Source organism: Nocardioides sp. NPDC004968, from assembly GCF_040608935.1.
Classification (GTDB): Bacteria; Actinomycetota; Actinomycetes; order Propionibacteriales; family Nocardioidaceae; genus Nocardioides.
In genome coordinates this window covers 15,985-42,168 of sequence record NZ_JBEXJF010000022.1, presented here as the reverse complement: position 1 = coordinate 42,168, position 26,184 = coordinate 15,985, and the positions used below count along the sequence as shown (strand labels likewise).

18 protein-coding genes are annotated in these 26,184 nt (G+C 67.9%); 7 read left to right on the top strand and 11 right to left on the bottom strand.

What is annotated here, in order from left to right; genetic code table 11:
* The first annotated feature begins 154 nt into the window (after positions 1-154).
* Both ABZU72_RS19090 and ABZU72_RS19085 read left to right on the top strand, forming a co-directional pair.
* A complete protein-coding gene (locus ABZU72_RS19090; protein ID WP_355020407.1) occupies positions 155-2,212 on the top strand; it encodes an acyltransferase family protein in 2,058 nt (685 codons plus the stop codon).
* Between the two features lie 471 nt (positions 2,213-2,683).
* Positions 2,684-3,289, top strand: a complete 606-nt coding sequence (locus ABZU72_RS19085; RefSeq protein WP_355020406.1) for a DUF5317 family protein — start codon at positions 2,684-2,686, stop codon at positions 3,287-3,289.
* Positions 3,290-3,992: 703 nt separating this feature from the next.
* On the opposite strand, the gene ABZU72_RS19080 is transcribed toward ABZU72_RS19085, so the two are convergent.
* The 4 genes from ABZU72_RS19080 to ABZU72_RS19065 are packed head-to-tail and all read right to left on the bottom strand — an operon-like array spanning position 3,993 to position 9,108.
* Positions 3,993-6,425: a CHAT domain-containing protein gene (locus ABZU72_RS19080; protein WP_355020405.1), complete on the bottom strand. Its 2,433-nt coding sequence runs from the start codon at positions 6,423-6,425 to the stop codon at positions 3,993-3,995.
* 1 nt (position 6,426) lies between these two features.
* Positions 6,427-8,016, bottom strand: coding sequence for a S8 family serine peptidase (locus ABZU72_RS19075; protein ID WP_355020404.1), 1,590 nt, complete (start codon positions 8,014-8,016; stop codon positions 6,427-6,429).
* A gap of 13 nt (positions 8,017-8,029) precedes the next feature.
* A complete protein-coding gene (locus ABZU72_RS19070; protein WP_355020403.1) occupies positions 8,030-8,539 on the bottom strand; it encodes a hypothetical protein in 510 nt (169 codons plus the stop codon).
* Positions 8,539-9,108 carry a sigma-70 family RNA polymerase sigma factor gene (locus tag ABZU72_RS19065; protein WP_355020402.1) on the bottom strand — a complete coding sequence of 190 codons (570 nt, stop codon included), beginning with the start codon at positions 9,106-9,108 and terminating at the stop codon, positions 8,539-8,541. Before ABZU72_RS19065 ends, ABZU72_RS19070 begins: the two co-directional genes overlap by 1 nt.
* A 298-nt stretch (positions 9,109-9,406) precedes the next feature.
* On the opposite strand from ABZU72_RS19065, the gene ABZU72_RS19060 reads away from it, so the two are divergent.
* Positions 9,407-10,570, top strand: coding sequence for a peptidoglycan bridge formation glycyltransferase FemA/FemB family protein (locus tag ABZU72_RS19060; RefSeq protein WP_355020401.1), 1,164 nt, complete (start codon positions 9,407-9,409; stop codon positions 10,568-10,570).
* A gap of 7 nt (positions 10,571-10,577) precedes the next feature.
* The gene (locus ABZU72_RS19055) at positions 10,578-11,630 is read left to right on the top strand and encodes an alanine racemase (RefSeq protein ID WP_091044102.1); all 1,053 of its coding nucleotides are present in this window, start codon (positions 10,578-10,580) and stop codon (positions 11,628-11,630) included.
* Here ABZU72_RS19055 and ABZU72_RS19050 read toward each other — a convergent pair.
* Both ABZU72_RS19050 and ABZU72_RS19045 read right to left on the bottom strand, forming a co-directional pair.
* On the bottom strand, positions 11,588-13,024 hold the full coding sequence (locus ABZU72_RS19050) for a glycosyltransferase 87 family protein (protein ID WP_355020400.1): 1,437 nt from the start codon (positions 13,022-13,024) through the stop codon (positions 11,588-11,590). The genes ABZU72_RS19055 and ABZU72_RS19050 overlap by 43 nt on opposite strands.
* Positions 13,025-13,036: 12 nt before the next feature.
* Positions 13,037-15,454 (bottom strand): transglycosylase domain-containing protein, encoded by a 2,418-nt coding sequence (locus tag ABZU72_RS19045; protein ID WP_355020399.1) that lies wholly within the window; start codon positions 15,452-15,454, stop codon positions 13,037-13,039.
* Positions 15,455-16,167: 713 nt separating this feature from the next.
* Between ABZU72_RS19045 and ABZU72_RS19040 the strand changes: the two genes are divergently transcribed.
* The gene (locus ABZU72_RS19040; RefSeq protein ID WP_350665392.1) at positions 16,168-16,818 is read left to right on the top strand and encodes a PadR family transcriptional regulator; all 651 of its coding nucleotides are present in this window, start codon (positions 16,168-16,170) and stop codon (positions 16,816-16,818) included.
* A gap of 46 nt (positions 16,819-16,864) precedes the next feature.
* Entirely contained in the window at positions 16,865-17,947 is a 1,083-nt protein-coding gene (locus tag ABZU72_RS19035; RefSeq protein WP_355020398.1) for an inositol-3-phosphate synthase, read from the top strand.
* Positions 17,948-17,998: 51 nt separating this feature from the next.
* Here the strand turns inward: ABZU72_RS19035 and ABZU72_RS19030 are convergent, their stop codons facing one another.
* From ABZU72_RS19030 to ABZU72_RS19020, 3 genes are read right to left on the bottom strand one after another with little or no spacing between them, the layout of a single operon-like run.
* Positions 17,999-19,222: an ABC transporter permease gene (locus ABZU72_RS19030; RefSeq protein WP_355020397.1), complete on the bottom strand. Its 1,224-nt coding sequence runs from the start codon at positions 19,220-19,222 to the stop codon at positions 17,999-18,001.
* Positions 19,219-19,893, bottom strand: coding sequence for an ABC transporter ATP-binding protein (locus ABZU72_RS19025; RefSeq protein ID WP_355020396.1), 675 nt, complete (start codon positions 19,891-19,893; stop codon positions 19,219-19,221). Before ABZU72_RS19025 ends, ABZU72_RS19030 begins: the two co-directional genes overlap by 4 nt.
* A gap of 29 nt (positions 19,894-19,922) precedes the next feature.
* Positions 19,923-21,044: a hypothetical protein gene (locus ABZU72_RS19020; protein ID WP_355020395.1), complete on the bottom strand. Its 1,122-nt coding sequence runs from the start codon at positions 21,042-21,044 to the stop codon at positions 19,923-19,925.
* A gap of 152 nt (positions 21,045-21,196) precedes the next feature.
* On the opposite strand from ABZU72_RS19020, the gene ABZU72_RS19015 reads away from it, so the two are divergent.
* Positions 21,197-22,474 carry a helix-turn-helix domain-containing protein gene (locus ABZU72_RS19015; protein WP_355020394.1) on the top strand — a complete coding sequence of 426 codons (1,278 nt, stop codon included), beginning with the start codon at positions 21,197-21,199 and terminating at the stop codon, positions 22,472-22,474.
* A 15-nt stretch (positions 22,475-22,489) separates the two neighbouring features.
* Here ABZU72_RS19015 and ABZU72_RS19010 read toward each other — a convergent pair whose 3' ends face one another.
* A complete protein-coding gene (locus ABZU72_RS19010; protein ID WP_355020393.1) occupies positions 22,490-22,945 on the bottom strand; it encodes an SRPBCC family protein in 456 nt (151 codons plus the stop codon).
* A gap of 62 nt (positions 22,946-23,007) precedes the next feature.
* Positions 23,008-26,076, bottom strand: coding sequence for a calcium-binding protein (locus ABZU72_RS19005; RefSeq protein ID WP_355020392.1), 3,069 nt, complete (start codon positions 26,074-26,076; stop codon positions 23,008-23,010).
* Between the last annotated feature and the right edge of the window lie 108 nt (positions 26,077-26,184).

Below are 26,184 nucleotides of genomic sequence, written 5' to 3'. Positions count from 1 at the left end.
CGGACGAATCCGCACATTGGTCCGCCACAACCGAAGATTCGTTCGCCACAGCTGCGGTTTCGCTCGCCACAGGTGAAGATTCGGCTGAGAATTGGACCACCCAGCGAGACCGTCGGCTATGACCCAACAGGGCCATTGACATATCGTCCTCCGAATGAGTTCGAACTGGCGCGCCGATGTTCAGGGTCTCCGTGCCGTCGCTGTCGGTCTGGTGATCGCAGGACACGCGGGGCTCTCAGGGTTCGAGGGAGGGTTCGTCGGAGTCGACGTCTTCTTCGTCCTGTCCGGGTTCCTGATCACCACTCTGCTGCTGCGTGAGACCGACCGCAGCGGCACGGTAAGTATCAGCCAGTTCTACGCCCGCCGCGCCCGCCGGATCCTGCCGGCGGCGACCGCGACGATGCTGGTCGTACTCACCTACAGCGCGATCGTCCTGCCCCAGACCCGCACCGACCAGATCGCGGGCGACGCCGGCTGGGCGGCGGTCTTCCTTGCCAACGTGCACTTCGCCAAGGAGGCCGTCGACTACTTCAACAACGCCGCGCCCTCCCCGTTCCAGCACTACTGGTCGCTCTCGGTCGAGGAGCAGTTCTACGTCGTCTGGCCGCTGCTCGTGCTCGCCGTCGCCCTCTGGATCCCGAAGCACCACCGCCGTCGCGCGATCACCGCGCTCGCCGCGCTCGTTGCCGTGGTCAGCTTCGCCTGGTCGCTGCACGCCACCACCGCAGACCCGACCATGGCCTACTTCTCCACCCCCGCCCGGGCATTCGAGCTCGCCGCCGGCGCGCTGCTCGCCTGCCTCGCGGGGCGCCTGCAGGTCGCGACGAGCGCGACGCGGAATGGTCGTCTCGCCGCGGCAACCCTCGGCATCGCCGGCGTCGGCACCCTCGTCTACGCCACCGCCAACTTCAGCGAGGCGACCCACTTCCCAGGCTGGCACGCCCTGGTCCCGGTGCTCGCCACGGTCGCGCTCCTGGTCGCCGGCCCCGCCACCCCGACCGGCTGGCTGCTCTCGAAGCAGCCGCTGCGCTACCTGGGTGACATCTCGTTCAGCCTCTACCTGTGGCACTGGCCGATCCTGATCCTCGCCCCCGAGGCGATCCCCGGCGGCGGCGTACGCCAGCTGCTGATCATGCTGGCGCTCATCCTGGCCGCCTCCGCGGCGAGCTACCACTGGATCGAGATGCCCTTCCAGCGCCACAAGGTCCCGCATCTCACCAAGGGCCGCCGCGCGCTCGCCCTCTGGCCCGCCGCCGCTGCCCTCGCCCTGGTCGCGGGCACGAGCTCGCAGGCGTACGCCGGCTATCAGGTCGACGTCGCCAAGGCGAACGCCGAGGAGTGGTTCCAGGAGAACCCCGACGTCCTCGAGACCGACGACAAGCCGGTCACCGGCGTACTGAAGACCACCGTCGAGGCCGCCGAGGAGGGTGCTCCGTTGCCGCCCGAGGTCGAGTTCGACGCCACCGACTCGTGGGCCGAGCGCGGCGGTTACTGCTATGCCGGCTACGGCGAGACGAAGCTCGACGGCGACTGCATCTACGGCGATGGCAAGGCGGATCGCACCGTCGCAGTCGTCGGTGACTCCCACATCGGGATGTGGCTGCCCGCCCTCGACACCCTCGCCGAGCGCCAGCACGTGAAGCTGGTTCCGTTCGTGAAGCTCGGCTGCGCCGCGTACGGGGTCAAGCAGCAGTCCTCGAAGATGACCGTCGCCGAGTGCGAGGACTTCCGGAAGTGGACCAACGAGCAGATCACCGAGCTCAATCCGGACACGATCGTCGTCGGTGCCCGCGGCATGCTCGACATGGAGGAGCGCGACGGCGTCTCGACCGAGGAGCAGTGGCGTGAGGGCGTGCGCCACGGCGTCGGTGCCTTCGAGAAGATCACCCCGGACGTACGCGTCTTCGCCGATGTCCCCTCCGTCGACAACGACCCCGGCGAGTGCCTCTCCGACGCCCGCAACCTCCTCGAGGACTGCGTGGTGAAGGCGGATGGCACCGAGGTCGACTCCAACGAGGTGACCCAGGATGCGCTCGCGGGCACCGACGCGGCGTACGTCGACATCGTCGACCTGGTCTGCACCGAGCGCTGCCCACTCGTCGTCGGCGACGTCGTCACCTACTACGACGACTCCCACATCACCGCGACCTGGGTCGACCGGGTCACCCCGGCCCTCGGCAAGCGCCTCGGTCGTCTCGACCGTTCCGCTTAGAACCGGCCACCGGTGGTCGAGCCTGTCGAGACCCGGCTCCCCAAACCAGACTGTTCCATCTAGAACACATTTCAGTTCTGCGCTGCCCAACCATTGCCGTGGCGGTTACGGAGCGGGAGAATCGAATGTTGCCGGGCGGGGCAGTCAGTCCCCTCACCGCCCCGCCCGGCCCACGTCTCGGGCCGACGCAGGTTGGGCATCCCCCTCTTGCCCAACCCACGTTGCGGCCCCGAAACCGCCTGCCTCCCCCAAGGCGGCGGCGCCAGCGTCCGAACCGAATTCCCCCGAATCTCGGTCCGGACAGTCCCAAGGAGTACGCGGCAGACCCGCTGATACAAGGTCTTCAAGAATTTTCTTCCCGCCGCGCTCAGGCCGACCGTCAACACCTCCGGCAGCCCGAGACGAGTTGCCTCGTTCCTCTCCCGGGTGCCGCGCAACGCCACTAGCCTGCTTCGCATGCCCGGCCCAGGAATGCTCACGCTGATGGTGCTGCCAGCAGTCATCGGCCTCATCATCGTCGCCCGCCCGAACGTCGCGACCTCTCTGACGAGCCTGCGCGGGAAGTGGCTGATCGTTCTCGTCGCCGCGCTGCAGTTCATGCACGTCGAGGGGTTGTGGCCCGATCAGGTCAAAGAGAGCGTCGAGCGGAGGGCGTACGCCGTCCTGGTCCTGGTCATCGCGATCGCGTTCTGCTGGCTGAATCGCGCGCTCTGGTCTCGTCGCTCAGGCCGATGGGCCCTGTCGCTCATCCCGCTCGGAACCGCGTCGAACTCGATACCGATCGCGTTCCTCGGAGCGATGCCGTACAGCGTTTCGGGCGCCCGAGCCGCCGGCTACTCCAGCGCTGAGCTGGCGACTGACGCGCCCGGCTACATCCGCTTGGACGATGTGTCGCAACTTTGGATCCCGGTCGCCGACCTCATCCCCATCCCCGTGCTGATGAAGGTCCTCAGTGTCGGCGACCTGCTTCTCATTCCTGGTCTGGTGCTGCTGGTTGTCGCCTGTTACCGGCCCAGTGGCGAGGACCGTTCTGACAGCGCCGATCAGCCGAACGATTCCGTCCAGTCGTCGGCGTAGCCACGCCGATTCTCACCTCTAACCCCACGAGAGGAGGAACAGATGAACACGAGTGGACTCAAGGCACGCGCCTACATCGCCGCGACCACCACCGTCACCACGGCACTGGCGATCTACGCGTTTGCAGCACCTCACAACCAGGGCCACTGACGTAATGCCGATGGCCAGTTCGTCTGGCCAATCCTGGCAACCGGAGAGGAGTGACGACCAAGACCATGAGCGACTTCAAAGCCCGTGCCTACCTCGCGGCCACGACCACGGTGACGACCGCCCTGGCGATCTACGCCTTCACGGCGCCTCACAACAAGCCCAACTGAACGTTCACCTGACGTGTCGGACGCGAGCGAGCTGCCCCGAGAGGAGGACCAGATGAGTACGAGCGGACTCAAGGCACGCATATACCTTGCGGCGACCACCACTGTCACGACGGCACTGGCGATCTACGCGTTTGCGGCACCTCACAACCAGCCTGACTGATCGATCCCGGTGTGTCCGACCACTTACTAGTCCTGTGATTAGAAGGAGGTGACGACAGCGATCATGAACGACTTCAAAGCCCGTGCATATCTCGCGGCCACGACCACGGTGACGACCGCCCTGGCGATTTACGCATTCGCGGCGCCACACAACAGGCCTACCTAAGCCTTCGATTGGATGGGTGAGGGCCCAGCCGGTCCTCACCCATCTACCTTGGGCGCGGTCCCTACGAGAAGCAGACGAACGGCGCAGGAGCGGAGTCAGCGTCCGCTGCGGGAACGGCACCAGCGAGTGCCTCCGCAGGGACCAGACCCTTGGCGAGCCCAGCGTGGAGGTCACTGAAGACCTTGTGTGCGATCTCGTCGGCTACAACCGCCGGTGAGGCGATCACCACCCGAGTGCCAGCGTGGAGCCAGGCACCGACGAGACCGATCAGCTCCTCGCCCCATCGGACGTTCGACCGCCCGACCTCACACGCCGACAGCAGCACGACGTCGGGAACTGCGGCAAGAAGATCGATGTCGTATCCGTGCCAAGCGCCGTCGGTCAGCTCGACGCCTGAGAAGAGCGGGTTCTCGGCCGAATGACGCCCGTGGGCAGCGATGTGCAGTACGTCGACCTCTTGGGCGAGGCTCGCCACCGCCTCTGCTGAAGCCTCATCGCCGGTAAGGCACCGCGCACTGGGCCAGGAGGCAGCGCTCAGCGCGACCTCGTCCGGAGCCCTCACCACGCGGGGGCCGGCAACGAATCCGGCAGATTCCAGCCGTACGGGAGTGGCTCTGCGGGCCAACCAGGTGGTGGCGCTCTGCGCCACGGTGACCGGCCTACCAACGAATCCCGTCAGCAGAGTCCAAGGAACGGGCGCCAAGACCGCAGACGGTGTGAGAACCACCGGACGATCGCCGATGTAGTCGATCAGTGGGGCGACCAGCATGTTCGATAGCCGAGCCATGCGGTCTACAAGGTCGCCACGCACGGCTTCGCCTAGAGGACCCGGCAGATGCGTAGCCGCGACGTCGAGATCGGGCAGTAGGCCGCCCAACATGCCGCGGAGGGACCCGCTGTCACCGAGGTCGACGCGCTTCACAGCATCGGCGGTCACCACGAGAGCGACGACGCGCTCCGCTGCGACGACATAAGCCACCAGGGCAGACCCGTCGAGGCGTTCTTGCAGGTCGCTCAAAGAGATCGGATCGGCCACCTGACCCGATCCTTTGACCTGCCAGGCGCGCTCGCGAATCTCCTGCCTGAGTTGTGCTTCCCGCTCAGTAGCGACGCCGCCACGCAACTCGGCAAGCATCTCAGCCAACGCCGGGTCGGACGGCGGGCGCACCGATTGGACCCGGGACGCCAGCATCCGAGCACGCTCCGACCATTCGAAGAGCACGTCCGCATCACCAGAGTCGATCGCCAGATCCAAGCCGCGTCGAGCGAGGGTCCGGCCATGTCCAGCAACGTTGGTCTGCAGGTCGAGGCTTCCGAACGAGCTCTGCCATCGATGAAACTCATCGAGCCCGGCTCGAAGCTCGCGGAGCCCAGCAACGGCTCGTCCGGCGGCTACCGCCAGTTCAGCTCGGAGCTCTCGCTCCAGCAGACGGATGTCGATGGGCGCTTCCGGCGGGACCGGGCCGATGACCCGGCCGCTCGCCGGTCTCGCCGGCAAGCCGGCGTTCTCAGCCGAACGAATGCGCGCGAGCCGGGCCTGCAAGCGCACCCGGAGCGCCGGCCAGCTCAGCCCCTGTTCTTCGAGCGGCCCGGCCAGCGCCTCGCCGTCCTCGCTCGGATCTTGGCCTGCCGTAACGGCCGCCTCGTACGCCACCGCCCGCGCTCGCAACGCCAGCCCCGGCGCCCGCGCCTCCTCGAACCAGCCCAGCGCCGAGCGTGCCACCCGTTTCGCCTCGCCCGGATCGGTCGCGACCAGATGGGATGCCAGCACCAGCTCGGCCTCTCCCTGCCGCTGCCGCTGACCCTTCGATCCGTACGCCACCGCCGCCTGCCGCAGCATCTCGCCGCCCTGACGCGTCAGTCCGGCTGCCATCAGCACCTCGGCTCGGTCAGCATCACACACTGCCTTCACCAGCGGCCCGGCTGCTGCCTGGAGGTCGTACGACGACTCCATTAGCGCAAGGGCGCCAACCAGGTCGCCTGAGAGGAAGAGCGCGTATGCCCGGTTATGTTCGGCCTTAGCAGCCGAGACCTCCTCGCCAGCATCTCGAAAGTTGCGCGCGGCAGCATCGAAGTCCGCAGCCGCGGCCGACACATCGTGTCGATCCAGGTGAACGGTTCCCCGATTCAAGTGGGCCTTTGCCAGGTCCGACTTGTCTTCGAGCGCTTCGATTGATTCGTCGAATGCCGCAAGGGCGTCGCTCGCGCGGCCGGCGCGGCGAAGGAGTGTCGCTCGCTGTTGAAGCAGGGCACCGCGAGTCGCACCGCCGAGCCCTTCGAACCGTAGCGCCCGATCGCAGAGCTCCAAGGCACTCTCCAGATCGGACGCGTCGGCCTCGAGGTAGGCCAGCGTGGATTCGATCCGCGCCAATAGCGGCGCACTTGCCGCTAGCCCCAGCGCACTTTCAAGGAGATGCTTGGCCTCAGCTACCTTTCCCGAGCTGAGTGCCGCAACACCGAGCCTGTGAAGTTCCGCCGGGTCTTCGGTCTCCATGTCAGCGAGCTTCGGTGCCTTGCCTCAATGAGGTCAACTCCTCAAGCGCTACCCATGTGCGCTTGATGTCCTGCTTCGCATCACCAGGACGGCCACCCACGAAGAGAGCTTGAGCGATCCGGCCGGCGAGCAAAGGCGCAGCGAAAGAAGTGCCGCTCCAGGTGCCGAATCCACCCGTGAAGTCGTCCGGGTCAATCGACGTCCGGGACCGGCCCATGAACTCAGTGGCGATGGATGCCTGATATCCACCTTGGAAGGTCGGCGGGAACGTGCTCACGACACCAGCGCCACGTTCGTAAGCCCGCACCCAGGCGCCCGAGTTGCTGAAGACCGCGTCAGTGGTGCCGTTTGGGTTGAGAGCCCCGACTGAGACGATCGGGAGCACATCCGGCCTCGGTTCGATTGGTCCGTTCCCGTCACTCCACGGCGCAAACGCGGCGGGAAAGTACGGTCGCGCCGTTGCGTCATTGCCAGCCGAGCAAACCACGAGGGTGCCGTTCGCAGACAGATCTGCGAGGACGTCGTAGAGAGTGCAGTCGAACAGCTCGTCTTCCGGCGTCTCGTGGTAGTAGCCCATGGAAAGGCTCAGCACGTCGATGCGCTGGCCGCGAGGGTCGCCGGCGCGGTACAGATGCACAAGCTCTGCGATCTGGGCCAGCGCGGTCACCCAGTCGGTCTCCGCGATCGGGCCGTCCGGAGGCACGATTCGCCATGACAGGATCTCCGCGTCAGGGCAGGCCTGGTGGACCAGCCCCGCGATGAAGGTCCCATGGCCGGCGACTGGGTCGATCACGCCGTTCAGCGGGCCAACCTGGTCCTCATCGATCTCCGAATTCGGTGCCCCCGCCGGCCAGCCGATGGGGTGCTCACCCAGGCGTACGTCGCGCTGCACGAAGTCGAGCCACGGATGCGGACCACATCCGGTGTCCAGCACGGCAACGACCGGTCGCTCACGTCCGCTTAGCTCCGTTTCAGCCAAGCGACGAGGTGGCGCTCCGATGAACGCGACGGGCTGACGCCCGCCGGTTCCGAGCGCGTCGTAGCCGTAGCTTGGGTTGGGCTCGTTGTGCGGGTTCGGCTCGTTGTGCGGGTTCGGCTCGTTGTGCGGGTTCGGCTCGTTGTGCGGGTTCGGCTCGTTGTGCGGGTTCGGCTCGTTATGCGGGTTCGGCTCGTTATGCGGGTTCGGCTCGTTATGCGGAGCAGGCACCAGGACATGCTCCAAGCTGATGCCACAGGCGCCATCGGGTCCGGACGCCCGCAGGTACTGGAGCACCGTCCATGCGTCAGGCGCCTGGACGGCCTTCCCCGGGCGGACCCCCAGTCGCACGCGCCGTACGCCGAGCCGAAGCCCGACAGCGTGCGGCGGCTCATCCTCGGCGACTGCGCGCCAGCCAAGTCCCTTGGCGGCCTTTTCGATCCGCTCGAAGGTGCCCTCGAAATCGACCGACTTGGATACGAGCAGGACAGAGGACGAATAGACCGTCGGGCGCGCCGTGACGCCGTCGACGGCGACCGCGTTGGTCGGGTCGAGCACACGTGCCTCGGTCGATCCGTACGACACCGACAGCCGGGGCTCACTCTTGGGGTGCACTGTTACTCCTGGGTCAGATCTCGAACGTGGGGGTGAGGAAGGCTGACGAACCGTCGGCGGGCTCGAAGCGGAGCCGGATGAGGCCGGCGGGCAACGAGGTGAGCTCGAAGCGACCCGAGGCCCCGAGGGTGACGGCGACGATCGGCGTACGGACGTCGTCGGCGCGGACGGCGCGGACGGTCATGGGTGAGCCGGGGACGACCCAGCCGTCGAGGCGGGCGGTGGTGTCGGTGTCGGAGGCGACGCGTACGAGCACATCGACGCCGGACTGCGCGAAGCGCAGTGTGTAGGCCGAGCGGGCGGAGGCAGGGGCGGCGGAACGTACTCCGGCCGCGTCGGCACCCGAGGACTCCACCAGCAGCATCAGCTCGAGGTCGAGCCCGAGTCCGGACTCCTCGGCGGCGCCGGCGGCGGCCGCCTGCATCCGGGAGATCAGGCCCCCGGGGACGGGGTCACCAGCAACATAAGACTGTCGAACCAGACCCAACAGCTCTTCGCGAGTGGGCTCCTCCGAGCGACCCATCACGACACCTCCCCTTCATCGAACACAGCCCGAAGTGCGTCCCGCAGCTTCCCGAGACAGCGGCCGCGGGTGGGGCCGATGCTGCCGATGGGCATCTGGAGCTCTTCGGCCAGGCCGGCGTAGTCGGGCCGGTCGGAGAAGGCGACTACGCGGAGCAGCCGCCGGCACCGCTCCGGGAGCGACTCCACGGCTGTCCAGATGAGGGAGTTGCGGTCGCCCTCGACGACTAGCGACTCCGCCGAGCGCTGTGTCGGGACGCGAGACTCGAGCGCCTCGTCCTCCACGGGTACGTCACGCCCGGATCGCTTCGCGACCCGCCAGGCCTCGCGGCGCGTGGTCAGAGTGAGCCAGGCGCCGACGGCCGCGGTGTCGAGGATCGAGGAGTGCTTGCGTACGAAGGTGAGCCAGGTGTTCTGGACGACGTCCTCGGCCTGCTCCTGGGTGAGCCGGTAGGAGCGCGCGACCTGCCACAGGATCGGGGTCATCGTCGCGACCAGCTCGTCGAGGGCGGCGGAGTCACCGCTGAGCCAGCGGTCGAAGTCGGCCGTGGCCCGGGACCATACGGTCACGGGTGCTTCGGCATGACCGATCCCCCGTGGTACCCGTGTCACAGTCCCCTCCTCGACCGGCGGCCTCCGGATCGGCGGCGAACCGCTGGGGGGCCAGACGACGCGCGGGCGCGCCATCGTGGTGGTCATAGTTGCTGTCACGACTATAAGGAGGCCCAGGCCCCAGCCGTGATACATCTGGTCGCAGACAATAGCGGCTCAGCGGCCCTGACTCACTAGGGAGCGGCGCGATTGCCCCCGATTGTCCCCACATTGGGGCGGATTCGACCCTACCGCCGGAACGGGTAGCCTTCTGCGGGTGAGTCTCACCGTGCGCCCCATCACCGCTGCGGAGCATCTCGCCTTCATCGAGAAGCAACCCAGCGTGAGCTTCCTCCAGACCCCCTCGTGGGCCCAGGTCAAGACCGAGTGGCGCTCGGAGTCGATCGGATGGTTCGACAGCCTGCAGGGCGGTGCCCTGGTCGGCGCCGCGCTGGTGCTGCACCGGCCGGTCCCGAAGCTGGAGCGGTTCACCCTCGCCTACCTGCCGGAAGGTCCGAGCATCGACTGGTCGGGCGATCTCGCTCCGTGGCTCGAGCCGCTGGCGACGTACCTGAAGAAGAACCACGCCTTCGGCATCCGGATCGGCCCGCCGGTCACGACGGCGACCTGGAGCGCGGCGCAGGTCAAGGACGGCATCGCCGACGACACCGTGCAGCGGCTCAACCAGCTCACCCCGACGCATCGCGACGCCACCGGCGCGCGCGTCGTCTCGCAGCTCAGGGCGGCGGGCTGGCGGCTGCAGTCCCCCGAGGACGGCTTCGGCGCGGGGCAGCCGCAGTACAACTTCGTCATCCCGCTGGCCCACGAGGACGGCACCCCGAAGACCGAGGACGAGGTCCTCAAGGGGATGAACCAGCTCTGGCGCCGCAACATCAAGAAGGCCGCCAAGATGGGCGTCGAGGTGACCGTCGCCACCCCCGTCAGCCCGGCGGACGGCGACTTCGAGGGTGACCTGAGCGCCTTCCACGATCTCTACGTCCACACCGCGGCCCGCGACCACTTCACGCCCCGGCAGCGCAGCTACTTCAGCACCATGTTCTGGGCGATGTCGAACGAGGACCCGGAGCGGATCAAGCTCTTCCTGGCGCGGCACGAGGGCGATCTGGTCGCGGCCACGATCATGGTCCGCGTCGGGCAGTACGCCTGGTACTCCTACGGCGCCTCCTCGACCGAGAAGCGAGACGTACGTGGCTCCAACGCCCTCCAGTGGGCGATGATCCAGGACGCCATGGCCGCCGGCGCGACCACCTACGACCTGCGCGGCATCACTCCGACGCTCTCCACCGACGACTCCCACGTGGGGCTGATCCAGTTCAAGGTCGGCACCGGTGGCCAGGCGGTGGAGTACGCCGGGGAGTGGGACCTGCCGCTGAACAAGCCGATCTACACGGCCTTCGATGTCTACATGAAGAGGCGCTGATCTCCGTATGCCGCTGAAACTGACCGTTGACGCCGATCGCTGGCGCAAGCACGTCCAGACCTTCGCCGAGGCGACCCCTGGCCTGGTCCCGGTGGCGAAGGGCAACGGCTACGGCCTCACCCTGCGCAAGCTCGCCCACCAGACCGAGTGGCTCAACAGCCTCGGCACCGGCGTCGACACCCTCGCGGTCGGCACCTACAACGAGGTGTGGGAGGTCGCGACCCGGTTCAGCGGATCGATCTACGTCCTGACCCCGTGGCGGCCCTACTCACCCGAGATCAACCCGGAGATCGCCGACCGGATCATCCACACGATCAGCCGCCCCGAGGACCTGCCGCTGCTGCTGGAGCGCCAGCCCGGTGCGCGGGTCATCCTCGAGCTGGTCACCTCGATGCGGCGCCACGGGATGACGCCGAGCGACCTGTGGCCGACCGCCGCCGTCGCCCGCGAGCACGCCCGCTTCGAGGGCATCACCATGCACTTCGGCCTCGACGGCGGCTCGCTGGCCGAGGTACGCGCCCAGATGGACGCCGTCGTCGGCGCCGAGGCGAAGACGGTGTGGGTCTCCCACCTGAGCGCCAACGAGCTCGCCCAGCTGCGCGCGGCCTACGGCGACATCACCTTCCGGCCCCGCGTCGGCACCGCGCTGTGGCTCGGTGACCGCGGCGCGCTCACCGTGACCGCGACCGTCGAGGACGTGCACCCGCTCGAGCGGGGATACTCCTACGGCTACCGCGGCCGCACCGCGATGCGCGCCGGTCACCTGGTCGTCGCCTCCGGCGGCACCGCCCACGGGATCGGGCTCGAGGCGCCGCTGGGCGACACCCACCTGCGCTCCCGGGCCCTCGCGGTCGCCCGCGGTGGGCTCGACGCCATGGGGCAGTCGCGCTCGCCGTACACGCTCGACGGCAAGGCGCTCTGGTTCGCCGAGCCGCCGCACATGCAGGAGTCGATGCTCATGCTTCCCTCGGGCGCGCGCGTGCCCGAGGTCGGCGAGGAGCTCGAGGTGCGGGTGCGCTACACCGCGACCTCGTTCGACGAGATCGTCCTGGATTCCTGAGTCTCTGCGCGGGCCTCGGTCCACCGGACCGGGTCGCGCCACGGCTCGTAGATCTCCCGGACCACGACCGCGATCAGATAGATCTCGGCAGCGACCCGGGCGATGATCGCGAACCAGTAGACCGGCTGGTCACCGCCGCTGCTCGCCAGCAGATCGGCGAGATACCACCAGACCGCGACGAAGTAGATGAGCTCACCGGCCTGCCAGATGAGCTGGTCACGCCAGCGCGGCACGGCGAGGACGGCCAGCGGCAGCAGCCACAGGACGTACTGCGGTGAATACACCTTGTTGACCAGCAGGAACCCGGCGACGATCAGGAAGCCGAGCTGCGCCAGCCGCGGTGTCTCATGGGCCGTCAGACCGATGATGAGTACGCCGCTGCACCAGGCGATGAAGAAGGCCCAGGAGACGAGGTTGACGGTCTGGGCCGAGATCGTCGCGTCGGTGGCCTGCTGGAACACGAGCCACAGCGAGCCGAGGTCGGGGCCGCGCTCGGAGTTGAAGCTCCAGAAGACCTTCCACTCCTCCAGGCCGGTGGCCATCGCGGGGAGGTTGGCGAGCACCCAGGCGAGGACCGTCGCCAGCGAGGCGACCGCCAGGTCGTAGTAGCGGCGGCGCCGGATGCAGATCACCACGAGCCCGCCGAGCAGGAAGAGCGGGTAGAGCTTGGTCGCGCAGCCGAGCCCGATCAGGATGCCGGTCAGCAGCGGCCGGTCGCGCGACCACGCCCACAGCGCGCCGGCCACGAAGACGACCGCCAGCATGTCCCAGTTGATGATCCCGGTCGCCGCCAGCACCGGGGCGAGCGCGAAGGCGGCCGCGTCCCAGGGCCGTCGGCGGTGCGTACGTGCCAGGAACCAGGCGGAGAGCAGCGCCGCGACCGCGAAGCCGATCACGTTGACGATGATGAAGACCCGGATCTCGTGATGCATGCCGGGCAGGCCCCAGAAGCTCGAGGTCTCGACGAGATGGCGCTCGTCCTCGTCGGGGGTGTCGGTCAGCCAGTCGGTGACGTGGGACGTCGCCCAGGCGTAGTAGGAGATGCCGACCGGATACTCCATCACCTGCTGGTAGCGCGCCCGGACCTCAGGGTCGGAGGAGTAGGGCCACTCGTGCTCGGCCAGGCCCCGGTCGACGTAGAGATAGGGCAGGTCGGAGTAGCAGAAGTGGGTGTATCTGGTGTCGCCGTTGGTCCAGGTGGCGTTGTAGCAGGTCTGCTTGGAGACCATCCCGATCGCGAAGGTGAGCGCGGTCAGGAGCAGCACCAGGCCGACCGCGCTGAACCAGCGCCGTCGGCCGTGCGCAAGCCCGCCGAGAGGACCGCCGATGGCGGTGGAGGCGGTCCTGACGACCGGATCCTCCGCCGCCGGGGCGGTCACTGGACCATCTGTCACGAAAGTAGTGCCCTATTCGGTGGTGGTTCCGCCATTGCCGCCCCCATTATTGCCATCAGCCGGTGGGGAGGACGACTCGCAGTCGCCGAACCAGTCGCAGGCGGTCTCGGTGACGGTCGGGTCGGTCGCCTCGGGCTCATCCGGGGTCGCTGTCGCGCCCGGCTCGCCATCGGTGGCGCCGTCCGTGGGACTCTGGGTCTCCTCCGGCTCTTCGATCGGGATGCAGAGACCCTTGCGCTCGTCCTTCTTAGAGCAGTCCTCAGACGGTGTCGGGGTCGGCTTCGGGGTGGCGATGAGCGACGGGTCGTGACCGTCCTCCGGGGCCTCGCCGTCCATCCAGGCGGGCTCGGGGAACTCCTCGAGATCCATGTCATCGGTCAGTTCGCCCATGATTGCTGCCCAAGTCTCGGCCGGGTAGCTGGCGCCATAGTAGGAGTCGAGCCAACCGTCCAACCGGCCGTTGCCGGTGCCGCGGACGTACATCACAGCGGTAGAGAGCTGCGGCGTGTAACCGGCGAACCATGCCGAGGAGACGTACGACTCGTCGCCAGAACCCATGGTCGCAGTGCCGGTCTTACCGGCAGCCGGCTGGGTGATGACGCCTGCCGACTGGCCGGTGCCGTCCTTGACCACCTGCTGGAGAGCGTAGGACGTGTCGTCGGCGGCATCCTCTGACATCGCCCGCTCCTCGCCGTCACGCTGGTTCCACTCGTATTTGACGTTGCCCTCCGCGTCGACGACCTTCGAGACGATGTGCACCGTGTTGCGCACGCCTCCGTTGGCGATGGTCGCGAAGGAGTTGGCCATGTTGATCGGGCTGACCTGCGCCTTACCGAGCGTGACAAGGTAGTCGGTCGGATCCATGTCGGGTGAGAACGCCGGCATCGAGCGGTAATCGGCAGGTGCGTCCTTCGCCGATTGCTCCATCGGCGGGATGCCCGCCTTCACGGCCTGCTCCCAGACGTCGCGGTGGTTGTTGGGCAGGGCCTGCGACATCTCGACGAAGGAGGTGTTGATCGACTCCTCCATAGCCTTGATCCCGGTCACGTGCTTACCGTATGAGTGACCGGTCGGGTCGGCGTCGGACTGACCGGAGTTTCGGACGACCAACTCGGTCCCGGGAATCTCCATACCGCCCTCGCCGGTCCAGGTGTCCTTCAACGAGTAGCCCGCCTCGAGCGCGGCCGCCATGGTGAACGGCTTCATCGTCGAGCCCGCCATGCCACCGTTCGCCGCCCAGTTGATCTGGGACTGAAGGTAGTCCTGGCCACCGTAGAAGCCCTTCAAGGCTCCGGTCTTCACATCAACCGTTGCGGCCCCGACGTGAAGGGCGTTCTTCTCGTTCTTCTCGTTGTACGCCTTCTTGTCCTCCGGACGTACGTCGTTGACAGCCTGCTCCGCCGTCTTCATCGCCTTCGCGCTGAGCGTGGTGGTGACCTTCAGCCCCTTGCTGTCGATCTCCTCCTCGGTGAAGAGGGGGTTGCCGTTGTCGTCCTTGAGGGACTTCAGCTCGTTCTTCACCAGGGTGAGCGCGTGACCCTTCTGGCCACCCAGGCGGCTGTCGGCCTTCGGCTTGGGGAACTTGGGCAGCGCGGCCTTCGACTTCTCGAGGGTGGCCTCGTCGTAGTCGCTGAGCGCCTTGCCCTGGCTCTTGAGCTCGCCCATGCCCTTGAGGACGTACTGGTAGCGGCCGAGCAGCTCGGTGCCACCGGCGTCCGCGCCGGCCTTCTCGGGGTCGAACCCGTTCGGGTTGTTGAGGATCGCGGTGAGGGCCGCGGCCTCCTTGATGTCGAGGTCCTGGGCGGACTTGCGGAAGTAGGTCTTCGCCGCGGCCTGGACGCCGTAGGCGCCGCGGCCGAAGTAGACCGTGTTGAGGTAGCCGGTGAGGATCTCGTCCTTCGACTTCTGCCGGCTGATCTTCAGCGAGATGACCGCTTCCTTCACCTTGCGGGAGTAGGTGCGCTCCTGGCTGAGGTAGAGGTTCTTCACGTACTGCTGGGTGATCGTCGAGGCGCCGCCCTGGCTGCCGGTGGTGGCGTTGGAGAAGAGCGTGCGCGCGATGCCCTTGAGGTCGATGCCGTTGTTCTCGTAGAAGCTGCGGTCCTCGGCTGCCACGGCCGCGTCCTTCACGAGCGCCGGCATCTCGTCCACGCTCAGCGCGTCACGGTTCTGGTCGCCCGCCTGGAAGCGGCCGACCTCCTTCTTGCCACCGGCGTAGTAGACGAAGCTCGACTCGGCCTGGAACGCCGCGTTGGCGCTGGGGATCGAGATCATGTTGTAGGAGATGATCACCGCGGCGCTGCCGATCAGCGCCAGGACCAGGGCGCAGATGCCCGCGATCTTGCCGATCCGGACCGCCAGCGCCTTCTTGTCCAGCTCGCCGTCGCCATGGTCACCCACGCCGAAGGCGGACTTGGGGTCACGCCCCATGCCACCACCGGAGCCACCGCTGATGCCACCACCGCGGCGTTCGGGACGCGCGGGCCGCTGACCGAGACGGTCGACCGGCGGCTCGCCGGGACGACGGGGTCCCGGCGGGTACGGCGGCCGCTGACCGGGACGGGGACCACCGGGAGGCATCGGGCGCTGGGCGCCACGGGGCTGAGGACGGCCGCCTGACGGCTGACCCTGCGGAGAACCCTGCGGACCGCCCTGGGGACGGCGCGGTGCCGGCGGACGACCGCCCGAACCACCCTGCGGAGGGCGCGGTCCGCCCTGGGGTCGTCCTTGCTGCCCGCCGGGGTTGGACCTGCGGGGACTGGCGCTACGAGGGCTGGGCCTTTGAGAAAAGCCGCCGGATGGGTCGCTCACGGGTGTTGCACTGCTCCTGTGACTGCCCGGCACGTGACCGGACGGGCTGACACTGACAATCCCCCGACGTCGCTAGATCCCCCCGAGGGAATCCCATCAACCTGACGCGCGACGCTTGCCTGACCTTCCCCGGGTGGTTCCTCGGGTAGTCGAACGGCAGCCATCAGCGTACGCAATCGACGCTAGCGCTCCCGCATCCACGCCCAGCGCGCCTCAAGTCACCCGACGTCAACAGTTCGGTGACGGTTGCATCGAAGTGGTCTCTTCAGGCGTATTCAGACAAGACTTTGGTCTCTATTTGCCATCACGGATATATCGGTACGATAGGTCGTATGGCACGTCGCGCAGAGACGATCGAGTTGGCAGTCCTTGGGCTGCTGCACGAGTCGCCTATGCATGGCTACGAGCTGCGCAAGCGGCTCAACCTGATGCTGGGCTGGGGGCGAGTGCTGTCGTACGGCTCGCTCTACCCGGCTCTGAAGAAGATGCTGCGCAAGCACCTCATCGAAGAGGAGGCGCAGTCCGTCACGCCGGTGACCCGGCGGCCGCGGATCGTCTACCAGCTGACGCCTGCCGGAGAGCGTGAGTTCACCCAGCTCATGTCCGAGGTCGGTCCGATGGCTTGGGAGGACGACAACTTCGACATCAGGTTCGCGTTCTTCGGTCGCACCGACATGGAGATCAGGCTTCGCGTCCTCGAAGGACGTCGCAGCCGGCTCCAGGAGCGGCTCGACCGGGTGCAACGTGAACTTGCCATGACCCAGAAAGAAGTCGACTCCTACGCCCGCGAGCTTCAGCGTCACGGCGTCGAGTCGGTCGAGCGGGAGGTCCGATGGCTCTCCTCGCTGATCGACGCCGAACGCAACCCCAGGCCTGCGAACGACGAGCAGGCAGCGGGTCGGGGGGATCTGGGGGATGACGACGGCGTACGCGACGAAGCGGACGTCTCGCGCACAGCGCAGAGCAGCCAAGAGAACGAGTGATGACCTCCGGGCCGGTGTCGGCCTGGAGTATTGGAAGGAGCCCCGAATGGGTTCGGTTCGTGTAGCAATCGCGGGAGTCGGCAACTGCGCCAGCTCCCTGGTCCAGGGTGTGGAGTACTACAGGGACGCCGACCCGGCGGCCAGCGTCCCGGGCCTCATGCACGTCAAGTTCGGCGACTACCACGTCTCTGACGTCGAGTTCGTCGCCGCCTTCGACGTCGACGACAAGAAGGTAGGCAAGGACCTCTCCGAGGCGATCGACGCCTCCGAGAACAACACCATCAAGATCGCCGATGTCCCGTTCAAGGGCGTCGAGGTCCAGCGTGGTCCCACGCTCGACGGTCTGGGCAAGTACTACCGGCAGACCATCTCCGAGTCGGGGCTCGACCCCGTGGACGTGGTCTCGGTCCTTCGCGAGAAGGAGGTGGACGTCCTCGTCTCCTACCTTCCGGTCGGCTCGGAGGAGGCGGACAAGTTCTACGCGCAGTGCGCGATCGACGCGGGCGTCGCCTTCGTCAACGCGCTGCCGGTCTTCATCGCCTCCGACCCCGAGTGGGCCGCGAAGTTCGAGGCCGCCGGCGTCCCGATCGTCGGTGACGACATCAAGTCGCAGGTCGGTGCCACCATCACCCACCGCGTCATGGCCAAGCTGTTCGAGGACCGCGGCGTCGCGCTGGACCGGACGTACCAGCTCAACGTCGGCGGCAACATGGACTTCAAGAACATGCTCGAGCGCGAGCGCCTGGAGTCCAAGAAGGTCTCCAAGACCCAGGCCGTGACGTCGAACCTGACCGGCGAGCTGGCCGACAAGATCGACAGCCGGAACGTGCACATCGGCCCGTCCGACTACGTGCAGTGGCTCGATGATCGCAAGTGGGCGTACGTCCGGCTCGAGGGCCGCGCGTTCGGTGATGTCCCGCTGAACCTTGAGTACAAGCTCGAGGTCTGGGACTCCCCCAACTCCGCCGGCATCATCATCGACGCCGTCCGTGCGGCGAAGATCGCCAAGGACCGCGGCATCGGCGGCCCGATCATCCCGGCCTCGGCCTACCTCATGAAGAGCCCGCCGGTTCAGATCGAGGACACCGAGGGTCGCGTTCAGCTGGAGGCGTTCATCCGCGGCGAGTGATCCTCTGCTGTTGAGCTGCCCCGGGTGCCTGGCGCCCGGGGCAGTCGCATTTCAGAAGCGGATCGCGTCGATGATCTTGACCCGCGCGGCGATCATCGCCGGGAGGATGCCCGCGATCGCGCCGACCGCGAGGGCGACGGCGAGGCCGAGGAACGCCGCCGAGAGCGGGAAGGGCGGGACGTCGTCGATGCCCTGGAGGACGTACTTCTCCACCAGCGGGTTCTTGACGGCGGCCACGGCCAGAAGTACGCCGATCACGCCCGCGACGACGGTGGCCACGACGCTCTCCATCAGCACCGAGAAGAACACCCGCCCCGTGGTCGCCCCGAAGCTGCGCCGGATCCCGATCTCCCGGATCCGCTGCTGGATGGTGACCAGGGCGATGTTGAGCAGGCTCAGGGCGCCGAGCAGCAGGATGATCCCGGCGATCCCGATGATCACCCACTTGATCGGGCCGATCGGGTCCTCACCGCCCCACGCCATGTAGTCGTCGCGCTGGGCATCGACCTGGAGCCCGGGGAGCTCGGCGCGCATCGCCATGCCGATCTCGTTGGCGAGCTCGTCGGCGCCGTCGATCGGCACCCACATCTCGTAGCTGGCGTCCGTGGGGGCTCCGGCCTGCCAGTGCTCGAGCGAGTCGGCCAGCATGAACGCGCGCGGCGTGCCGTAGCCCCGCAGGCTCGTGACGCCGACGATCGTGGCGGTCACCGACATCCCCTGGCCCTTCAGATCCACGGAGGTCGGCAGCTGCGTGCCCCGCAGACCGAGCTTCTTCAGGAACGTCTCGTCGACCACCAGCGCCGGAGAGAGGCGCTCCTCGTCCGAGGCCTGCAGCCAGCGGCCCTGCGGCACCACGACGCGGTGGATGGCAGCGTACGCAGGGTCGACCCCCATCAGCTCGACCCGCTTGCTGCTGCCCGCGGTGGTCGCCTTGATGTCGTAGGCGGAGATCCTCGCCGACGCGTACTTCACGTCGAACCGCTCCGCGACCGTCTGGAAGGCGGGCCGGACCCGCTCGACGGAGAGCGGCATGCCGCTCTGGGGGTCGTAGGCCATGACCGAGATGTGTGCCGGTCGCCCGTCGACCTCGTAGGACTCGGTGAACATCTGCTTGGCGATCTGGCCGGCCGCGACGGTCGCGGTGATCGAGGCGACGGCCACCGCCACCCCGACCAGCGACAGCAGCACCCGGAGCCGGTGGATGCGCAGCTCCTGCCACGCCTCGACGGTCGAGGCGGCCAGGCCGGTGACGATGTGCGCCAGGGCGGTCCTCACGCCACCGCCCCCTCGGTCAGCGGGTGGAGCCGGCCCTCGGCGAGCCGGAACCGCCGCCGAGCCAGGGCGGCGACGTTCTGGTCGTGGGTGATCGTGATCAGCGCAGCGCCGGAGTCGTACGTCGCCTGGTCGAGCAGCTTCATCACCATCGCGCCGGTCTCGACGTCGAGCGCCCCCGTCGGCTCGTCGGCCAGCACCACCGACGGCGTCCGGACCAGGGCGCGGGCGATCGCGATGCGCTGCTGCTCGCCACCGGAGAGGAACTGCGGCATCGCGTCGAGCCGGTCGCCGAGACCGACCTTGTCGAGCATCGTCGCCGCGATCCGGCGCCGCTGCCAGAACTCCTTGCCCGAGGCGTACAGGAGCGGAGCCATCACGTTCTCCAGCGCCGTACGCCCCGGCAGCAGGTTGAACTGCTGGAAGACGAACCCGACATCGCGGCCGCGGATCCGGGCGGCCTGACGGCTGCTGATGTCGGTGACGTTGCGACCTGCCCATTCCAGGGTGCCGCCGGTGGGCCGGTCCAGCAGACCGAGCAGGTTCAGCAGCGTCGACTTGCCGGTGCCCGAGCGGCCGACGATGCCGACATGGTCGCCGCGGCTCACGTCGAGGTCGACGCCGGTCAGGATGTGCAGGTCCTCGCCGTCGGGGAGCTCTACCGTGCGGGCCACGCCGGTGAGCCTCAGCAGCTCCTCCGCGCTCACATCTCCCCCGCCGGCATCTCCTCGGTCATCCCGCCGTCCATCCCGCCCCCCGACTCCTTCGAGCCCGGGACGTACCGCAGGACCGAGTCGCCTGCCTTCAGCCCGCTGGTGACCTCGACGAGCTTGCCGTCGGTGACACCGAGCTTGACCGGCTGCTCGGCCGGGGTTCCGTCCTCACCGACGACCCAGACGGTGCCGTCGCCGACCAGTCCGGTGACCGCGGTGACGGGGATGGTGACGACGTCGCCATCGCTCTTGCCTGCGTCGATGGCCATGGTCATCGTCAGTCCGTCGAAGACCGTGACCTTCTCCGGCACCAGACAGCTGATCCGGGCGCCCGCCCCCGAGTCGCCCTCAGCCCCCGGCTCACCTTCCATCATCTCGCCCTCGGGCTCGTCGCTGGTGATCGTCTCGGTCGCCGCGTCGCCGATCCTCAGATCGCTGCAGGTGAACGGCTTCGGGCCGCTCTCGATGGTCACCGTGGCCTGGTCCGGGTTGCTGGCCAGCCGGTAGCGGTCCAGCGGCGAGATCGCCCCGACCGCGTGGAAGGTCGTGGGACGGATCGAGACGACCACCCCGTCCTCGGTCACCTCGCCCATCAGCTCGGCGGCGTAGTTGCCGACGATGCCGGTGGCGGGCGCGACGACCGTGTACCAGTGGTAGACCGGCTTGGGCGGCGACGGCTCGACCGGTGCGTCGTCGCGATCGCCGTCGCCGGTGGCGTCGTCGACGTTCCCGGGCCCCTCCTCGGCGGGATTTTCGAGGGGCTCGGCCTCGGCGGGCTCCTCCTCCGTGCGCACCTGGAAGAGCTTGTCGCCCTTCTTCACCTTGGCACCCGTCTCGGCGAACCTGTGCGCCAGCACCCCGGTGACCGAACTGGTGACGGAGACCGGCTTGTCGATCACGATCGTTCCGTCGACCGTGAGCGAGTTGGAGATGGTGCCCTTCTCGGCGACGACCTCCTCCGGCGGGATCTTCCCGGTCGGCGTCAGTGGCGCGCCGTCGGCATCCTGCGTCGAGCCGGTGAAGGCCAGCTTGAAGAGGCTCACCGCGATGACCAGGCCGATCACGGCCCAGAACGACTTGAAAAGTACGCGGCGCACCGCCGTCTTCGACATGAGCGGACTGTAGCCCTGCCCTACGGATCACGGCGGCCCAATTTCCACCGGGTTTGTCAACACTCCATCCACGTACATCTCGAACACGTGTTTGATCCCCTAGACTCCGGGACCCGAACGATCGATCGCCTCAGGCACGGGAGACCCCCACGATGCGTCCCGACAACGACACGACCCGCGAACGGACGACCCCGACCGGCAGGAGTTCGACAGGAGGGGGTCGCGGCCTCATCCTCTTCGGCGCGGTCTCGGTCGCGCTGATCTCGACGGCTGCCGCGTACGTCGCCATGGTCGGCTTCGGGCGGGACGTGCTCGCCATGGGCGCGATCAACGCCTACGCCTTCGCCGGCGTCTTCGAACTCTCGCTGGTCACCGTCGCTCTGATGGCCCGCGAGGCGGCCCAGCAGGACCGACCGGCTCAGACGCTGCTGACCCTGACCTGGCTGCTCTCTGCCGCGTCCGGGTTCTTCGCAGGCTGGCACGAGATCCACCTCGGCCACGCCGCCACCGCCGCCGCGTTCCGGTTCATCGTGCCGCTGCTGGCCGCCCTGATGTGGCACCTGGCGCTCGTCGGTGACCGCCACCTCGCCATGGAGCGCTCCTGGTCCGACCTGCGGATGGGATCCCGCATGCACGCCCTCCTCGCCACCCGCGTCGAGTGGCGCCGGGCTCGCGACACGGCGGTGCGGAAGCGTACGGCCTCCTCCCGCCGCAAGCTGGAGCGCGCACAGAAGCGCTACTGGCGCGCCGAGGCCGTGGCCCTGCGGTCGGTCGCGCCCGGCGCGATGCGCGACCAGATCACCCAGTGGGTCGACGCCTTCGCCGCGGTCGCCGAGGGCACCCGCCAGGCCGACCGGCTGCCGATCACCCTGCCCGACGTTCACGAGGCGCTCAGCGTGCCGGTGGTGGAGCGGGTCTCCGCCGAGCAGATCACCGCGCCGCCCGAGCAGCACGACGCGCCGAACGACGAGCCGGTGCCGAGCGATCTCGCCGACATGCCCCGTGAGGTGCAGCCGCCGCGCGAGATCCGGACCCGTGAGATGGCCTCCGCCCTCGCCACCACGGACACGCGCCCCCGGGTCTCGAGCCGGGTGACCGAGGCCGCCCGCACCGCCGCCGAGGTCGCCCCGGGCGCCGGGATGGCCCCGGAGTTCAGCAACGGCCGCACCGCCACCAAGCCTGCCGAGGCCGACGGCACCCTCTTGGATCGGATCCCGTTCCCGGAGAACATCCCCGACCCCGAGCCTGCGATGGACTACCCCGACACGTTCCCCGACGAGATCGACGACCTGTTCGCGAATCTCCCCGACGACAAGTCTCAGGCCGCCAGGGTCCTGGTCCGCGCCGGCGCCCGGGTTCCGGATGTGGCCGCCAAGCTGGGCGTCAGCCAGCGCACCGTCTACCGGTGGACCACCAACGCCCGCACCTGACCGCTGCCGATCGGGTCAGCCCTCGAGATCGGCCTTGAGCTTGGCGAGCGTCGTGGCCATGCCCGTACGCAGCTCCTCGGTGAACTTCTCCTGACCGCCGAGCACGGCATTCGTCAGCGAGCGGGAGAGTGCGGAGATGCCGTCCGGGGTCTCGCGGCGGTGGGTGACCAGGGACCCGTCAGCCGTCTCCTCGATCTGGAAGGACCAGATCGTCGTGTTCTCGGCAACCCGGAACGCGAAGTCGGAGTGGGGCGTGAAGCGTACGACCTTCGCGTTGGTCGGCCAGTGCTTCCACCCCTGGCGGTTGATGTTGAAGAAGCGGGTGCCCTCCTTGACCTGGCCGAACACCACGGTCTTCACCACCTGCGGGCTCCACGAAGCCATCCGCGGCAGGTCCGTGATCGCGGCCCACACCTGAGCCGGGGTCGCGTTGATGGCGGTCGTTGCCTCGAGATCTGTGATCGTCGTCATACGCGGAACCGTACCGTCAGTATGGCTCGATGGACAGTAGGGGACCAGATGTCAACAGGTCCTCAGCCGACGCTGACCTTGACCTCGATCGATGTCGCGGTGTCAGATCCCGTGCCGCCGTTGCCGTAGTCCCTGCCCGACCCTCCGTGGAGCCTGTCCGGCCCGCTCCGGCCGTAGAGACGGTCATCGGCACCGTAGCCATAGAGGAGATCGCGACCAGCGCCGCCTTGGAGCACGTTCTTCGCACCATTTCCCTCGAGCTTGTCGTCGTAGCGACTTCCCGTCAGGTTCTCGAAGCCACTCGCGGTGTCGGTTCCGGCACCGCCGCTCGCACGTGTGAGGGACGCTGTGACTCGACCACCGGCGGAGGCGTACGTCACCGTGTCCATGCCCGAGCCACCGATCAGTCGGTCGGCACCTGCGCCACCGCTGATCGTGTCGTTGCCGTAGGACCCGTTGACGACGTTCCTGCCAGACGAACCGGTGAGGACATCCCTCACCGACGACCCGGTCAGGTTCTCGATCGTGCTGATCCGGTCGTAGCCGGATCCGCCGGTGTTCTGTGAGGAAGTCGTGGCAAGCGTGACGCGGACGCCCGTCCGGGACGCACTGCCGTACGACACGGTGTCCGTGCCACCGGACCCGCTGACGGTGTCATTCCCGGCACCGGGGTCGATCGTGTCGTTACCGTCACCACCCGTCAGTACGTCGGTGCCGCCCAGCCCCTCGAGGTGGTCATTGCCTGCGCCACCCGAGATCGTGTTCGCCGAATTGCCGCCGCGGATGTCGTCGGCGTACCGGCTTCCGGTGACCGTCTCGACCTCGGTGAGGTGGTCGACGGTCTGGATGTAGTAGTCAGCAGGCATCCAGGCCCGAGCGCCGGAATTCGCCGTGGCGTAGGTGACGGTGTCCTTGCCGCTACCGCCGAACACATCGTCGCCGTGCTCTCCCCGGGCAACCGGCGCGCCCACGATCGTGTCGTTGCCGTCGCCGGCCCTCACCTGGTCGACACCCGCGCCGACATCGAGGCGGTCGTCACCGGCTTCACCGTGGATGACGTCGTTCCCGGTCCCGGCCGTGACGTTGTCGTTCCCGTCGCCCGCGTAGACGGTGTCGCTGCCCGCGCCAAGGTCGACAACGTCGTTGCCGGCGCCGGACCTCACGGTGTCGTTCCCGTCGCCACCGGAGATGGAGTCCTTCGCCGCGTTGCCGTCCAGGAGGTCGTTGCCGAGCCCACCGATCAGAGTGTTGTCGCCGATGCCGCCGCGGACGGTGTCCGCGTCGGCGCCACCGTCGACACGGTCGTTGCCGTCGCTTCCGTCGAGCTCATCGAGTCCGGCCGATCCGCCGATCGAGTCATCTCCGGCTTCTCCGTCGATGGTGTCGTCACCTGCGCCTCCGTCGATCACATCGTTGCCGGAACCTCCGAAGACTTCGTCGTCCCCAGCGCCACCTTCGATGCGATTCGCCCGCGCGTCACCAATGAGGCTGTCCGGGCCGGCCGATCCGATGATGCCGTCTGCTCCCGCCGGGACGGTGTAGGTCGCAGACGGCCACTGGGCGAACGACACCATGTCGAGGCCGGGACCACCGTTGAACCGGGGCGACCAGAAGTCCAGGTTGTAGTCCAGTCGCTGAAACTCCAGGATGTCGTCTCCATCGCCTCCGGTGATGGCGTACTCATCGCATGTGGCGCTGCGTGCCCCGGGCACCAGACGATCGCCGCCCGCTCCACCGATCACATCGCAGAAGAAGCCGGCCTCGATGACATCGTCGTACGCCGACCCGATCAGACTCCACCCGCGATCGGAGGTCGACCACATCTTGAAGGTGTCCGTTCCTTGCCCGACGACAATCACCTGGTCCCTCGCGTAGGAGCTGGGCGTCATCGTGATCGGCCCGGATGCGGCCGCGTACGAGACCGACGCATCGCCGTCCTTGAAGATGTCGTCGCCAGGTCCGCCGACGAGCTCGTCCTTCCCGTCGCCTCCGACGAGGGTCGACGCACCGATTCCAGCAGTGAGGGTATCCACGAAGCGGGAACCGGTCACCGTCTCCGTGCCGGAGATCGTGTCGCGCCCCAAACCGGTGTCCTGAGCGGTGGTGGTCGCCAACGAGACCGTCGCAGCCACGGGCGAGAACGCGTAGGAGATCTCGTCCTGGCCGTCGCCGAGATCGATGACGTCCTCGCCGATGCCCACGTAGGCCTTGTCGTCGCCCGCTCCACCGAAGAGCTGGTCGTCGGCCACATCTCGGTCGAACGCGTATCCGTCATCCAGACCGTTCTCGTTGAGTACGTCAGCCCCGGCATCGCCGTGGAGGCGATCGGCCCCGGCGTCGCCGCTGAGAAGGTCTCGGCCGGCCCCGCCGTGGATGGTGTCCGCACCAGGACCGCCGTTGAGCTCCTCGACCGCGCTCCACGAGCCGGGCGCTTCAGTCAGGTCGGTCCCGGTGATCGTGTCATCGCCCTGGCTGCCGATCACGAAACGTACGCGAGGCGCGGCGCCGTCGCGGGCGGCCCGGATGATGTCGGTGCCGGCTCCGCCGGTCACCTTGACGACCATGCGGCCGTCGACCTCGACCGGGTTCAGGTCGATCTCCACCGGGCCGGTGACATCCGCGTACGACAGATAAATGTCGTCAGAGCCGATCTCGTGACCGGCGTACGGCCAGGTCACGACGTCATTTCCGGCGCCGGGTCGGACGGTTCGTGTGTAGTTGTTCAGGCTCGCACAGCTCACGTTGAGGGAGTCGTCACCATCACCGCCCAGATAGATGTTCTCGCCACCCTCACAGGTCTCGATCACGCCGTCGCCGATGCTGTCGTTCCCGGCACCACCGACGAGCGTGTCGTCGCCGTCCTCGCCGAACAGCCGGTCGTCACCCTCGCCACCGCAGATGGCGTCGTCCCCGCCGAGCCCGTTGATCGTGTCGTCGCCGGGCGTACCGAGGATGACGTCTGCCCCTTCGGTGGCAGCGGCGCCCGCGGCGGTGTTGAGGTCGATCGTGACCGGAAGGCCGTTGCAGACGATGGCCTCCGTGTCCGCCGCACCAGCGGAGGCAAGCCCGACGGTCATCACGCCGGACAGGAGGAGACCGCCGACGACGTACGCCGGGGAGAGAAGACGCATGTGAGACTTTCGAGCTCGGTGGGGCGAGCCGACGGCTCACGCAGCGCCGGACAGCCTCACGGCGCGCGGGTTCACGTTAAGGCTGAACCATGCCGAGCGATATAGCCC

Excerpts from the sequence above, each read along its gene's own strand:
- ABZU72_RS19040 (WP_350665392.1), top strand. The coding sequence starts at position 16,168 with ATGGCACGTCGCGCAGAGACGATCGAGTTGGCAGTCCTTGGGCTGCTG.
- ABZU72_RS19035 (WP_355020398.1), top strand. The coding sequence starts at position 16,865 with ATGGGTTCGGTTCGTGTAGCAATCGCGGGAGTCGGCAACTGCGCCAGC.
- ABZU72_RS19020 (WP_355020395.1), bottom strand. The coding sequence starts at position 21,044 with ATGTCGAAGACGGCGGTGCGCCGCGTACTTTTCAAGTCGTTCTGGGCC.
- ABZU72_RS19015 (WP_355020394.1), top strand. The coding sequence starts at position 21,197 with ATGCGTCCCGACAACGACACGACCCGCGAACGGACGACCCCGACCGGC.
- ABZU72_RS19010 (WP_355020393.1), bottom strand. The coding sequence starts at position 22,945 with ATGACGACGATCACAGATCTCGAGGCAACGACCGCCATCAACGCGACC.
- ABZU72_RS19005 (WP_355020392.1), bottom strand. The coding sequence starts at position 26,076 with ATGCGTCTTCTCTCCCCGGCGTACGTCGTCGGCGGTCTCCTCCTGTCC.
- ABZU72_RS19045 (WP_355020399.1), bottom strand. The coding sequence starts at position 15,454 with ATGGGGCGTGACCCCAAGTCCGCCTTCGGCGTGGGTGACCATGGCGAC.
- ABZU72_RS19070 (WP_355020403.1), bottom strand. The coding sequence starts at position 8,539 with ATGGGTCGCTCGGAGGAGCCCACTCGCGAAGAGCTGTTGGGTCTGGTT.
- ABZU72_RS19090 (WP_355020407.1), top strand. The coding sequence starts at position 155 with ATGAGTTCGAACTGGCGCGCCGATGTTCAGGGTCTCCGTGCCGTCGCT.
- ABZU72_RS19055 (WP_091044102.1), top strand. The coding sequence starts at position 10,578 with ATGCCGCTGAAACTGACCGTTGACGCCGATCGCTGGCGCAAGCACGTC.
- ABZU72_RS19085 (WP_355020406.1), top strand. The coding sequence starts at position 2,684 with ATGCTCACGCTGATGGTGCTGCCAGCAGTCATCGGCCTCATCATCGTC.
- ABZU72_RS19080 (WP_355020405.1), bottom strand. The coding sequence starts at position 6,425 with ATGGAGACCGAAGACCCGGCGGAACTTCACAGGCTCGGTGTTGCGGCA.